The organism is Aquamicrobium sp. LC103, assembly GCF_001014615.2.
In the GTDB taxonomy this organism is placed as follows: Bacteria; Pseudomonadota; Alphaproteobacteria; order Rhizobiales; family Rhizobiaceae; genus LBCQ02.
The window spans coordinates 220190-232477 of the sequence record NZ_LBCQ02000002.1 but is presented as its reverse complement, the minus strand read 5'-3'; the positions used below and the strand labels follow the sequence as shown (position 1 = coordinate 232477).

The following is a 12288-nucleotide window of genomic DNA, read 5'->3' as shown; positions in this document are numbered from 1 at the left end:
CGAAGTTGGCCGCATTGCTGGAACAGTTCGACATTTCCGAAGACAAGGTCCGCGAGATCGTTTCCCACACGATCGCCGGCAGTGACGATGGGGAGCTTTATCTCGAATATCGCGAGGGCGAGGCCCTGCTGTTCGACAACGGTCGCCTGAAGACCGCCAATTTCAGCACCGATCAAGGCTTCGGCCTGCGTGCCGTGGCCGGCGAGGCGACCGGCTACGCCCATTCGAGCGAGATGTCGGAGGCCGCGCTGCTGCGGGCGGCAGACGCGGTCTCGACGGTCAAGAACGGCTATTCCGGCACACTCGCGGCGGCGCCGGCCGGCACCAACCGCAAGCTCTACGGCGACGAGAACCCGATCGCCGCGCCCGGCTTCGAGGAAAAGGCGCGCCTGCTTCAGGAAATCGATTCGTGGCTGCGCGACAGAGACCCGCGCGTGCGCCAGGTGACTGCATCGCTCGCCGCCTCCTGGCAGCACGTCGAAATTCTGCGCGCCGACGGCCATCTCGCGCGCGACATCCGCCCGCTGGTACGCTTCAACGTCGCCGTGGTCGTCGGAGACGGCGACCGGCAGGAAACAGGGTCCCATGGCATGGGCGGGCGCAAGGCCTTCGGCGAATTCCTCGCGGAGGATTCATGGCAATTCGCCGCCGAGGAAGCGCTGCGCCAGGCGCTCGTCAACCTCGAGGCCGTTCCCGCGCCTGCCGGCACGTTCGACATCGTGCTTTCGAGCGGCTGGCCGGGCGTCATGCTGCATGAAGCGGTGGGCCACGGGCTCGAAGGCGACTTCAACCGCAAGAAGACATCGGCCTTCGCCGGCCTTATGGGCAGCCAGGTGGCGGCCAAGGGCGTGACCGTCGTCGACGACGGCACCATCGCCGAACGCCGCGGATCACTGACGATCGACGATGAGGGCACGCCTTCGGCCCGCAACGTCCTCATCGACGACGGCAAGCTGGTCAGCTACATGCAGGACCGCCAGAACGCTCGCCTGATGGGCATGAAGGCCACCGGCAATGGTCGCCGCGAGAGCTATGCGCACCAGCCGATGCCGCGCATGACCAACACCTATATGACCGGCGGCGACAAGACGCCGGAAGAGATCATCGCCTCGGTCAGGAAAGGCATCTATGCCGTTTCCTTCGGCGGCGGGCAGGTCGACATCACCTCCGGCAAGTTCGTCTTCGGCTGCACCGAGGCTTACATGATCGAGGACGGCAAGGTGACGCAACCGATCAAGGGCGCGATGCTGATCGGCAACGGCCCGGACGCCATGCATCGCGTCACCATGATCGGCAACGATATGAAGCTGGACAACGGCATCGGCATGTGCGGCAAGGCCGGCCAGGGCGTGCCGGTCGGCGTCGGCCAGCCGCATCTGCGGATGAACCAGATGACGGTGGGTGGCACGAGGACGTGACGACGTTGACGTCATCGTCGCCCTCCCCTTCCCTCGTCATCCTCACCGGGGCCGGAATTTCCGCCGAATCAGGCATCGACACCTTCCGCGACAAGGACGGGATCTGGTCGAAGATCGACTACCGCGACGTCGCCACGCCCGAGGGCTTCATGCGCAATCCGGCCAGGGTGCATGATTTCTACAACCGCCGCCGACGGCGGATGAAGGGCATCCGGCCCAATGCAGCGCATCACGCGCTGGCACGGCTGGAAGCGGAATGGAAGGGCGAGTTCCTGCTGGTCACGCAGAATATCGACGACCTGCACGAATCGGCCGGCTCGAAAAAGCTCATCCACATGCATGGCGAGCTTGGCGGGGCGCTCTGCCAGGCCTGCGGCGCGCGGCGGCGCTGGCCCGACGACATGTCGATCAATTCGCAATGCCCGTCCTGCGAGGCGACCGGGTTCATGCGGCCGGACGTCGTCTGGTTCGGCGAGATGCCCTACCATATGGACCGCATCTACCGCGCGCTCGGCGCGGCCGGCACCTTCATCTCGATCGGCACCTCTGGAAACGTCTATCCAGCGGCCGATTTCGTGGTGGAAGCCCGCCACGCCGACGCTCGCACGATCGAGCTCAATCTCGAGCCTTCCGAAGGCGTCGACGTTTTCCACCAGGCGATCCACGGCCGCGCGACCGAGATCGTACCGGCCTTCGTCGAGCGCCTGCTCGCGCAGGCGTGAGCTATCTGCGCTTCCTGGGTTTTTCCAGCAACGCCACCGCCTCGACATGCGGCGACCAGAGGAATTGGTCGAGCGGCGTCACGCTCTTGAGCTGATAGCCGCCGTCGATGAGGATCCGAAGGTCGCGGGCAAGCGTCACCGGATTGCACGAGACGGCCGCGACTTTGGGGATATCGGATCGCGCGATCTGCTTCGACTGCTCTTCCGCGCCGGCGCGCGGCGGGTCGAAGACCAGCCCGTCATAGAGGTTCAGCTCCTTGAAGGTCAGCGGCCGACGGAAGAGATCGCGTCGTTCCGTGGTCACCCGCTTCAGCCCTTCCCCGAAACGGAAGCCGCGCTCCAGGCTGGCAAGCGCCGCCGCATCGCCTTCCACGGCATGGACTTCCGAGCGTCGGGCCAGGCGAAGCGCGAACGCACCGGAGCCCGAGAACAAATCCACCACCTTCTTCGACTTGGCGACGTGCGCGGCGGCTATCTCCGCCATCGCAGCCTCGGCCGCTTCTACCGCCTGCAGAAACCCGCCAGGCGGAGGGGAAACGGCCACATCGCCCATCATGACGACGGGCTTCTTCGGCTCGACGATGATCTCGCCGTCGATGCTGAGCCGCGCAAGCCCTCGGGCAATCGCAAGATCGACGGCCCGCCTTCTTTCGGCGTCCTCCAGCCGGCCGCTTTCCTCGGCGGCGATGTCCAGCCCGGAAGCCGTGTGCGTGACGGTCATCCTGAATGGTTTCGCCGTCGTGCAGATGGCCGCGGCCACTTCCCGCAAATCGTCGAGCCGGTCGACGATCGCCGGCAGCGTGATCGGGCATTCCTCGATCGCGACGATGTTGTGCGAAAAAGCCTGATTGTAGCCGAGCAGCATCGCCCTCTCGGTGCGGCGCGCGGTGAATACCACTCGACGCCGGGTCTCCGGCGCGCATGGGACGAGTTCACCGACGTCGGCTTCAATATGCTTTGAAGCGAGCGTCTGCATCACCTTGGAGCGTTTCCATGCGCGATAGGCGCCATCTTCCATGTGCTGCAGGGCGCAGCCGCCGCAAATACCGAAATGCCGGCAGGGCGGCTCGACACGCTCCGGCGAAGCCTCCAGCACGGCGATCAGGTCGGCGCGATCCTTGTGGACGGAAGCCGTCACCTTCTCGCCCGGCAACGTGAACGGCACGAAAACCTGTCCCTTCGGCGTATCGGCGATACCGTCGCCCTGGGCCCCGAGGCGTGAAATCTCAAGCGCGCCGCTCATCGGTCCTTTACTCCGGCGAGGAGATATTCGCGATTGCCGTCACCGCCCTCGATGGGGGACGGGACGAGCCCCGTCGCACGCCAGCCGGGAAAGGTGTCGAGCCAGTCGCGCAGCGACGAGGCGATCCGCTCCGCTTCACCGGGATCGCGCAGGATACCGCCCTTGCCGATCGCCTCGCGGCCGGCCTCGAATTGCGGCTTGACGAGAAAGACGCCACGCGCCCCGGGAGCCGCCAGATCGAGCGCCGGCGGCAGTGCGAGCTTCATCGAGATGAAGGAAACGTCGGAGACGAGGAAATCCGGGACGATGCCGTCGAGATGAACGGCCGTCAGATCGCGGGCGTTGAGCTTTTCGAGCGAGGTCACGCGCGGATCGGCCGCGAGAGCGCCATCGAACTGGCCGTGACCGACATCGATGGCGGTCACGCGCCCTGCGCCGCGCTCCAGAAGCACCTGGGTGAAGCCGCCGGTCGAGGCGCCGATATCGAGCGCGTTCGCACCCTTCGGATCGAGCCCGAAGGCGTCGAGCGCGTGGACGAGTTTGAGGGCCGCGCGTGACACATAGGCGCCGGCGGGATCGGCTATGGCGATCGGCGCATCGGCGGCAACCGCGTAGCCGGGCTTGGCGACGATCCTGGAATCGACGGAAACGGTCCCGCGCAGGATCGCGTCGCGCGCACGCGAGCGGCTGGGCGCAAGTCCCCGTGCCACCAATGCCTCGTCAAGCCGCAGCTTTTCGTTTCGATGGGTCTCGGCGTTCATGCCCCTCTCTGCGGCAAGGCCATCGCCAAGGCAAGCCCCGCCGGCCGATATCGACGCTGGCGCCGCGATCATGTAGGTTCGCTGGCAGGCTCGTCCCCCACAATGGAGGCTACCGTGCTCGCCGGTCAGCTCGCCCTCGTCATGGCAGCACTGTTTGCCGGTGCCGCCTTCTACATCAACATCGCCGAACAGCCCGCGCGACTGCAGTTGCAAGAACAGCCGTTGCTCGTCCAATGGAAAGCCGCCTACAAGCGAGGCTTCGTCATGCAGGCTTCTCTGGCCGTGATCGGCGCCCTCCTCGGCGCCGTCGCGTGGTGGCAAACGGACCATTGGCTCTGGCTCGCCGGAGCGCTCGTGCTGATCGCCAACTGGCCTTACACGCTGATCGTGATGATGCCGCTCAATCGCAGGCTGATGGAGACCGATCCGGAAAATGCCGGTGCCGAAACGCGCGAAGGCCTTGAAACATGGGCGCGGCTGCATGCCAACCGCACCGTGCTCGGTTGCGCGGCGACCGCCATCTTCCTCGTTGCGTCGCTCGGCTGATCCGTTCGGTCAGGCGGAAACGGCGCTCACCGCGCGGCCGAGCGTCTGGAAGACCGCCCGGACGATGCCGGCATGGTCGAGGCCGGCATCGGCATACATCTTCTCCGGCTTTGCATGGTCGGTGAACTCGTCGGGCAGGATGAGCGGCCGCACCTTCAGCCCCGTATCGAGCAGGCCCGCATGGGCCAGGAAATGAAGGACGTGACTGGCGAAGCCGCCGATCGAGGCTTCCTCGACCGTGATCAGCACCTCGTGCTCGCGGGCAAGCCGGCGAACGAGATCCGTGTCGAGCGGCTTGGCGAAGCGGGCATCGGCAACCGTCGTCGAAAGACCGGCGGCGTCGAGTTCTTCCGCCGCGAGCAGGCAATCCTGCAGGCGCGTGCCGAGTGAAAGCAACGCGACCTTGGTACCTTCCTTGATGATGCGACCCTTGCCGATCTCCAATGACGAGCCGCGCGCCGGCATCTCGACGCCGACGCCGTTACCACGCGGATAGCGGAAGGCAATCGGACCCTCGTCATATTCGACGGCCGTGCGCACCATGTGGCGCAGTTCCGCCTCGTCGGCGGCGGCCATGACGACGAAGCCCGGGAGCGAAGCCAGGTAAGTGACGTCGAACGCCCCGCAATGGGTCGGACCGTCCGCGCCGACGAAGCCCGCGCGATCGATCGGGAAGCGAACCGGCAGCTTCTGGATGGCAACGTCGTGAACGACCTGGTCGTAGGCGCGCTGCAGGAAGGTCGAGTAGATGGCCGCGAATGGCCGCATGCCCTCGGTCGCAAGCCCGGCGGCGAAAGTCACCGCGTGCTGCTCGGCAATGCCCACGTCGAAGATGCGGGAGGGAAACGCCTCGCCAAAAAGGTCGAGGCCGGTGCCGCTCGGCATCGCCGCTGTGACGGCGACGATGCGCTCGTCCTCCCTCGCCTCCTGGATCAGGCTCTCGGCGAAGACCTTCGTGTAGCTCGGTGCGTTCGCCGGTGCCTTCGCCTGCGCGCCGGAGATGACGTCGAACTTGTTGACGCCGTGATATTTGTCGGCCGCGGCCTCGGCGGGGGCGTAGCCCTTGCCTTTCTGGGTGACGACGTGGATCAGGACCGGACCTTCGCCATTGTCGCGGACATTCTTCAGCACCGGAACGAGGTGCTCCAGATTGTGCCCGTCGATCGGACCGATATGGAAAAAGCCCATCTCCTCGAACAGCGTGCCGCCGGTGACGTAGCCGCGCGCATGCTCCACGGCCCGCGTGATCGCGCGGTCGGCGCGCTTGCCGAGATAGGAGGTGAGCTTCTTGCCGATGTCGCGGATGCCCTGATAGGTGCTGCCCGAGGCGAGCCTGGCGAGATAGGCGCTCATCGCGCCGGCGGGCGGCGCGATCGACATGTCGTTGTCGTTGAGGATGACGATCAGGCGCGCGTCGAGCGCGCCGGCATTGTTCATCGCTTCGTAGGCCATTCCGGCCGACATCGCCCCGTCGCCGATCACGGCGATGACATTGTTCCTGCCGCCCTTGAGGTCGCGCGCGACCGCCATGCCGAGGCCGGCTGAAATCGAGGTGGAGGAATGCGCTGCGCCGAACGGATCATATTCGCTCTCGGCGCGCTTGGTGAAACCCGAAAGCCCACCCTCCTGACGGAGCGTGCGGATGCGGTCGCGCCGACCGGTGAGGATCTTGTGCGGATAGGCCTGATGGCCGACGTCCCAGATGACGCGGTCGCCCGGCGTGTCGAACACATAGTGCAGCGCGACCGTCAGTTCGACAACGCCCAGCCCGGCGCCGAGATGACCGCCCGTCTGCGAAACGGCATCGATCAGTTCGTTGCGCAACTCGGCGGCGAGCTGGGGCAGATCGCTCTCAGGCAGGCCGCGCAGATCGGCCGGAATGCGGACCTTGTCCAGCAGCGGTGTTTCGGGGGGCGATTTCACGGGCTCTCAATCTTCTTTCCTTGAGCGTTTCCGGGAAATAGGACGTTGGGCACAGAATGTAAATGCGGGGCTTTGGCACAGCCTGAACCGCAAGTCGGCACTTACGCCTCCGGCAAGGGTACGAATTCCTCTTCGTCGCCGGGCACGATATCGAAGCGGCCGGTGCGCCATTCCTCCTTGGCCTGCTCGATCCGTTCCTTGGAGGACGACACGAAATTCCACCAGATATAGCGCTTCGAGCCGAGCGAATCTCCCCCGAACAGCATCACGATCTCGTCGCCCGGCTTGAAGACAAGCAGCCGGTCGCTCGGGAAACGGTCACCACCAGCCTGCGCCGGGCGGTTGGCAACACGCGGCGCACCTGAAAACCGTCGATGTCGCGCGCATTGGGAATCACCATCAGCTCGATGGCATCGCAGGCGAAGGCGTCGCCGGGCAGAGGATCGTTGCCGGGAAAGAAACTCATTCGCGTTTCCTTTCACACCAAGGCCGCGCCGGTCTGCCGGCACCCTAGGGCCAGGTCAGAATGGCAGCATCATAGCGCGAGAGACGGCGATCGAATGTCACGAACTGGAGATTCTCGATTATGGCCTGTGCCAGCATCACCCGGTCGAACGGGTCGGCATGAACCAGCGGCAGGCGCTCGACGAAAGCCGCATGGGTGGCGTTGACGTCGAGAAGGGAAAAGCCTGCGCTCTCGAACTCAATGATGGCCTGGTGTCCCGAGAGGGGTGGCGCATCGGGCCGGCGGAGCTGATGCTTGATCGCAATCTCCCACACAGCGACAGCCGACACCCGGACTTCGGCGCTAGGGTCTTCGATCGAATGGCGTATCGCGGCTGGAATGCGCTCTGGCCTGTTGACCGCCCAGATCGCGACATGCGTGTCTAGTAGCAGCCTCACTTCTTTTCGGTCTCGCCAAGGAAGAGCGCCTCGATCTCCGCATCCATGGCCTGAAACGCCTCGAAATCGAGGGGAGGATACTTGTCGCGGGCGAGACCCAGCCGGCGCTTCTTCTTCGCGCCCACGTCGAGCGGCACAAGCTTCGCCGCCGGCTTGCCGTTGCGCGCAATGATGATCTCTTCCTCGGCGCCGCTTTCGACGGCCTCGACGAGACGTGACAGCGACGTCTTCGCCTCAAGCATGTTCACCGTGGTCATAGCAAACGCTCCTTAGCCAATTCTAGCTAAGGTAATCGCTCCGGCGACAAGGTTCAAGCGGCGGCTCAGTCCGGATCGAGCGGCTCGACGCCCGCCGGCTTGCCGTCGCGCGAAAGGCGGATCTTCTCCACCTTGTCCTCGGCGGCCTTGAGCAGGCGGTCGCAATGGGCCTTCAGGGCCTCGCCGCGCTCGTAGATGCGGATCGACTGGTCGAGCGGCACGTCGCCGCGCTCCAGATCGTCGACGATGCGCTCGAGCGCCTCCAGCGCCTGCTCGAACGTCATCGCCTTGATGTCTTCGTTGGCCTGTTGTTCCGCCATGGGTTCACCCCTTCATGAGACGATCGACATGGGCAGCGACGGAGAATGCGAGCCCCTGCAGGTCGTAGCCGCCTTCGAGCAGGCTCACCAGCCTGTTGCCCGACCAGCGTTCGGCCCGCGACATGAGCTCGCCCGTCGCCCAGTCGAAATCGTCCTCGTTCAGATTGATTTCGGCGAGCGGGTCGCGATGATGGGCGTCGAAGCCCGCCGAAATGATGATCAGGTCCGGCCGGAAATCGTCGATGGCCGGCAGCACGCGCGACAGGAAGGCGTCGCGGAACACGTCGCCGCCCGTCTGGGCGGCGAGCGGTGCGTTGACGATGTTGCCCGCGCCGGTCTCGTTCTTCGCGCCGGTGCCGGGAAAGAGCGGCATCTGGTGGGTCGAACAGTAGAGCACCGACGGGTCGTCCCAGAATATGTCCTGCGTGCCGTTGCCGTGATGCACATCCCAGTCGACGATGGCGACGCGTTCGGCGCCGTGCGCCTTCTGGGCGTGGCGCGCGGCGATCGCGGCATTGTTGAACAGGCAGAAGCCCATCGCCGTCACCTTCTCGGCGTGGTGGCCGGGCGGGCGCGAGGCGACGAAGACGTTGTCCGCCGCGCCGGAAAAGACGTCGTCGACAGCGGCATTGGCGGCGCCGATGGCCGTCAGCGCGGCAAGCCAGCTCTTCGGGCTGACGGTGGTATCGGAATCGATCCGCCCCAGTCCCTCCTCGGGAATCACCGTCCTGATGCGCTCCACATAGTCTTCCGGATGCGCGTAGAGGATCGTCGCCGCGTCGCCTTCCGGCGACTGCTTCCGGTCCAGCCGATCGAATCGTTCGTCCGACAGCACACGTTCTATCGCCCGCAGCCTGTCCGGCCGCTCCGGATGGCCCGCCGGTGTCAGATGCTCAAGATAGATCGGATGCGTGTAGAGCCGGGTGGTCATACCCCGATATAGGACCGTTCGTCCGATTTGGCCACGGCCCATGGCTTGCGGCAATGCCGTGTTCAACAGGCTTCTGCGCGGCAAAAACGACAGCCGGACGCGGGCGTGGTCAGTGCGACGCGGCCGCGCGTCCGCCGGCGATCTTCCCGTGCCGTTCCTCCAGAAGCCCTTCCAGCAGGGCCTTGTACGCCTTCACCGCTTCCGCGGAGGTTTTCTGTGCATCGTCCGAATTGGCGATCCATTGCGCGGCATGAAGCGACGCACCGCTGATCAGCCTGGCCGCGGCCTCCGGGTCGACATCGTCGCGGACATAACCCTCTTCCTTGAGGCCGCGCAGGCTCTTCGTCATCGACGCGATGCAGCCGTCCTGGCTCGCCCAGAGCGACGGGTCGCCTAGGACGGCGGGACCATCGCGGTGAACGATGCGCTGGATTTCCGGATCGAGGGCGAGATCGAGATAGCAGGTGCATTCGATCAGGAAGGCCTCCCACGGGTCCGAAGCCTTGCTGGCCAGGGCCAGTGTCCGCTCCGACATCTCGCGGTCGAGCTCGGCCACCACGGCTTCCAGAAGCCCCTTCTTGCCACCGAAATGATGGTAGAGCGCGCCGCGCGTCAAGCCGGCCTCGGCCGTGAAGTCGTCCATGGAAGCATCGGCATAGCCGACCGTGCCGAAGGCCCTCCGGCCAGCGGCGATCAGCTTTGTCCGCGTTTCAGCGATCATCTCCGTGCGAGGTCTGTGCGCCATTGTCTGCCTCAATCGACATACGTGTCGTATGCCAATTGACATACGACACGTATGTAATTATTTGAAACTCATACGCTCCGTATGTAGTCACCCGCGGACGAAAAATCGAGGAGTTTCTTCAATGTCCAATCCCTATGCGGAAATCTTCAGGGCCAAGGGGGCCAAGGGTTTCGCCGCCGCCGGCTTCGTCGCGCGCCTGCCGATAGCGATGGCGCCGATCGGCATCGTCGCCATGCTGTCGCAAACCCATGGCGAATATTGGCTGGCGGGCGCGGTGTCGGCGACGTTCGCCTTCACGAACGCCTTCATCGCCCCGCAAATCTCGCGCCTCGTAGACCGCGTCGGGCAGACACCCGTGGTGATCCCCGCAACGATCGTCTCGGTCGCCGCATTCTTGGTGCTCATAACCGCGACCAACCAGGACTGGCCAGCCTGGACGCTGTTTGCCTCCGCCTTCTTCGCCGCCACGATGCCGAGCATGCCGGCGATGGTGCGCGCCCGCTGGACCGAAATCTTTCGCAATCGTCCCGAATTGAATACTGCCTTCGCGTTCGAATCGGCGGCGGACGAACTGGTCTATATCTCCGGAGCCTCGATCTCCGTCGGACTGGCGGTCGCCCTCTTCCCGGAAGCAGGCATGCTGACCAGCACCACGTTCCTTGCCGTCGGAACAATTGCCTTCATCCTGCAGCGATCGACCGAGCCCAAAATCCGAGGGGCTCACGAGGACGCCCCGCAGGTGTCCGCGATCCGGCTGCGCTCGGTGCAGATCATCACAATCGCCCTCATTTTCGTGGGGTCCATCTTCGCGACGGCGGAGGTAAGCGCCGTGGCGATCACGAAGGAGCTCGGCCAGCCGGGCGCCGCGAGCGTCGTCATCGGCGTCTACGCGGTGGGCTCGTTCGTCGTCGGCCTGATCCTCGGCGCTCTCAACCCGCGCATGCCGTTGCAGCGACAATTGTTGATCGCCGTGAGCGTGCTTGCCCTCACGGCGCTGCCCCTGCTCGTGGCCGGCACCTCGGTAACGCTCCTCGCGTTTGCAGTCTTCGTCAGCGGCATCGCTGTCTCGCCGACCTTCATCACCGCTTTCGGCCTGATCGAGCGGTGTGTGCCGGAATCCATGCTCACGGAAGGGGTGACCTGGGTGATGACCGGCATCGGCATCGGCATGGCCCTCGGCGCCTTCGTCACCGGCTGGGTCGTCGACAATTTCGGTGCGCAGAACGGTTTCTGGGTGTCCGTGGCGGCCGGCGCCGCGACCGTCCTGACCGTGGCGATCGGCCAGAAGAGCCTCGCCGGCGCCCGGCATGGACATGCCTCGCAAGCCGTGGCGCTGCCCGCGGAGTGATCGGCACATGCGGCAGGTTCAGGCGGCCCGCCTGAACCTGCTTCGCCTACAGGATTTCCGTGGCGCTGATTTCGATCCCGAAGCCCTCGAGGCCGATATAGTGGCGCTCGCGCGAGGCCAGCAGCTTGATGGATCCGATGCCGAGATCGCGAAGGATCTGCGCGCCGAGACCGATTTCACGCCATTCGCTTTCGCGCCGCAAGGCTTCCTCATGCGCCTCGCGGTCGTCCTGTCCAGGACGCTGCCGCTGCTGATGGGCAACGCCCACGGAGCCCGCGCGCAGATAGACGATGACGCCTCGCTTCTCGTCCGCCATCGTCTTCATGATGTCGTTCAGCCGTGTGCTTCGGCCGAACACGTCCTCGACGACGTCCTCGGTGTGCAGCCTGACCGGTATTTCATGGCCGTCGCGAATATCCCCGAAAACGATCGCCAGGTGCTGCATCACCTCCCAGGGAAGACGGTAGGCGTAGGCGCGCGCCTTGCCGACCGGCGTCTCCACGTCAAAGCAGGCGATGCGCTCCACCAGCGTTTCCTGCCGCTGGCGATAGGCGATGAGATCGGCGACGGAGACCTGCTTCAGCCCATGCTTTTCGGCAAACGCGGAAACCTGCGGGCCACGCATGACCGTACCGTCGTCATTGACCAATTCGCAGATGACGCCGACGGGAGGAAGGCCCGCCAGCTTGCAGAGATCGACCGCCGCTTCCGTATGACCGGAGCGCATCAACACGCCGCCCTCGCGCGCGACGAGCGGAAAGATGTGGCCGGGGCGAACGAAATCGGACGCACCGACATTGCCGTTCGCCAGATTGCGCACGGTGAGCGTGCGGTCCTCGGCGGAGATGCCGGTGGTCGTGCCGTGCTTGAAATCCACGCTGACGGTGAAGGCGGTCGAATGCGGCGCATCGTTTTCGGCCACCATCGGAGCAAGATTGAGCCGCTTGGCCTCCTCACGCGGCATCGGCGCGCAGACGATGCCGGAAGTGTGGCGCACGATGAAGGCCATCTTGTCGGGCGTGCAATGGACGGCGGCGACGATCAGGTCGCCCTCGTTCTCGCGCCCGTCATCGTCCATCACCACGACGATCTCGCCTTTTTCAAAGGCCCGCAGCGCCTCGACTATCTTCTTCTGGTCATATGCCATTCGTGCGATCGTCCCGAACCGTGC

At 65.1% G+C, this 12288-nt stretch carries 13 protein-coding genes and 1 pseudogene; 4 read left to right on the top strand and 10 right to left on the bottom strand.

What is annotated here, in order from left to right; translation table 11 throughout:
- The first annotated feature begins 5 nt into the window (after window positions 1-5).
- Entirely contained in the window at window positions 6-1418 is a 1413-nt protein-coding gene (gene tldD, locus XW59_RS04515; RefSeq protein ID WP_047143571.1) for a metalloprotease TldD, read from the top strand.
- 5 nt (window positions 1419-1423) lie between these two features.
- Window positions 1424-2140, top strand: coding sequence for an NAD-dependent deacylase (locus XW59_RS04510; RefSeq protein WP_047143877.1), 717 nt, complete (start codon window positions 1424-1426; stop codon window positions 2138-2140).
- Window position 2141: 1 nt separating this feature from the next.
- Here the strand turns inward: XW59_RS04510 and XW59_RS04505 are convergent, their stop codons facing one another.
- Together XW59_RS04505 and XW59_RS04500 are read right to left on the bottom strand one after the other, a co-directional pair.
- Entirely contained in the window at window positions 2142-3383 is a 1242-nt protein-coding gene (locus tag XW59_RS04505; protein ID WP_047143570.1) for a class I SAM-dependent RNA methyltransferase, read from the bottom strand.
- Window positions 3380-4144, bottom strand: coding sequence for a TlyA family RNA methyltransferase (locus XW59_RS04500; protein WP_047143569.1), 765 nt, complete (start codon window positions 4142-4144; stop codon window positions 3380-3382). The genes XW59_RS04505 and XW59_RS04500 overlap by 4 nt, the downstream gene beginning before the upstream one ends.
- A gap of 141 nt (window positions 4145-4285) precedes the next feature.
- On the opposite strand from XW59_RS04500, the gene XW59_RS04495 reads away from it, so the two are divergent.
- Window positions 4286-4690, top strand: coding sequence for a DUF1772 domain-containing protein (locus tag XW59_RS04495; protein ID WP_246666014.1), 405 nt, complete (start codon window positions 4286-4288; stop codon window positions 4688-4690).
- 9 nt (window positions 4691-4699) lie between these two features.
- Here XW59_RS04495 and dxs read toward each other — a convergent pair whose 3' ends face one another.
- From dxs to XW59_RS04460, 7 genes and pseudogenes are all read right to left on the bottom strand, one after another.
- Window positions 4700-6613 carry a 1-deoxy-D-xylulose-5-phosphate synthase gene (gene dxs / locus XW59_RS04490; RefSeq protein ID WP_047143567.1) on the bottom strand — a complete coding sequence of 638 codons (1914 nt, stop codon included), beginning with the start codon at window positions 6611-6613 and terminating at the stop codon, window positions 4700-4702.
- A gap of 101 nt (window positions 6614-6714) precedes the next feature.
- Window positions 6715-7079, bottom strand: a pseudogene (locus XW59_RS04485) (pirin-like C-terminal cupin domain-containing protein).
- Between the two features lie 44 nt (window positions 7080-7123).
- Window positions 7124-7516 (bottom strand): type II toxin-antitoxin system VapC family toxin, encoded by a 393-nt coding sequence (locus XW59_RS04480; RefSeq protein WP_047143565.1) that lies wholly within the window; start codon window positions 7514-7516, stop codon window positions 7124-7126.
- Window positions 7513-7773: a type II toxin-antitoxin system prevent-host-death family antitoxin gene (locus tag XW59_RS04475; RefSeq protein WP_047143564.1), complete on the bottom strand. Its 261-nt coding sequence runs from the start codon at window positions 7771-7773 to the stop codon at window positions 7513-7515. The genes XW59_RS04480 and XW59_RS04475 overlap by 4 nt, the downstream gene beginning before the upstream one ends.
- A 65-nt stretch (window positions 7774-7838) precedes the next feature.
- Window positions 7839-8093 (bottom strand): exodeoxyribonuclease VII small subunit, encoded by a 255-nt coding sequence (locus tag XW59_RS04470; protein ID WP_047143563.1) that lies wholly within the window; start codon window positions 8091-8093, stop codon window positions 7839-7841.
- A gap of 4 nt (window positions 8094-8097) precedes the next feature.
- Entirely contained in the window at window positions 8098-9024 is a 927-nt protein-coding gene (locus tag XW59_RS04465; protein WP_047143562.1) for a histone deacetylase family protein, read from the bottom strand.
- 109 nt (window positions 9025-9133) lie between these two features.
- A complete protein-coding gene (locus XW59_RS04460) occupies window positions 9134-9769 on the bottom strand; it encodes a TetR/AcrR family transcriptional regulator (RefSeq protein WP_047143561.1) in 636 nt (211 codons plus the stop codon).
- A 121-nt stretch (window positions 9770-9890) separates the two neighbouring features.
- On the opposite strand from XW59_RS04460, the gene XW59_RS04455 reads away from it, so the two are divergent.
- Entirely contained in the window at window positions 9891-11117 is a 1227-nt protein-coding gene (locus XW59_RS04455) for an MFS transporter (RefSeq protein ID WP_137326980.1), read from the top strand.
- 46 nt (window positions 11118-11163) lie between these two features.
- On the opposite strand, the gene ribB is transcribed toward XW59_RS04455, so the two are convergent.
- On the bottom strand, window positions 11164-12264 hold the full coding sequence (ribB, locus tag XW59_RS04450) for a 3,4-dihydroxy-2-butanone-4-phosphate synthase (RefSeq protein ID WP_047143559.1): 1101 nt from the start codon (window positions 12262-12264) through the stop codon (window positions 11164-11166).
- Window positions 12265-12288: the final 24 nt, after the last annotated feature.

Coding starts and splice junctions, on each gene's coding strand:
- XW59_RS04505 (WP_047143570.1), bottom strand. CDS start 3,383: ATGAGCGGCGCGCTTGAGATTTCACGCCTCGGGGCCCAGGGCGACGGT.
- XW59_RS04500 (WP_047143569.1), bottom strand. CDS start 4,144: ATGAACGCCGAGACCCATCGAAACGAAAAGCTGCGGCTTGACGAGGCA.
- XW59_RS04495 (WP_246666014.1), top strand. CDS start 4,286: ATGGCAGCACTGTTTGCCGGTGCCGCCTTCTACATCAACATCGCCGAA.
- XW59_RS04475 (WP_047143564.1), bottom strand. CDS start 7,773: ATGACCACGGTGAACATGCTTGAGGCGAAGACGTCGCTGTCACGTCTC.
- XW59_RS04470 (WP_047143563.1), bottom strand. CDS start 8,093: ATGGCGGAACAACAGGCCAACGAAGACATCAAGGCGATGACGTTCGAG.
- XW59_RS04465 (WP_047143562.1), bottom strand. CDS start 9,024: ATGACCACCCGGCTCTACACGCATCCGATCTATCTTGAGCATCTGACA.
- XW59_RS04460 (WP_047143561.1), bottom strand. CDS start 9,769: ATGGCGCACAGACCTCGCACGGAGATGATCGCTGAAACGCGGACAAAG.
- XW59_RS04455 (WP_137326980.1), top strand. CDS start 9,891: ATGTCCAATCCCTATGCGGAAATCTTCAGGGCCAAGGGGGCCAAGGGT.
- ribB (WP_047143559.1), bottom strand. CDS start 12,264: ATGGCATATGACCAGAAGAAGATAGTCGAGGCGCTGCGGGCCTTTGAA.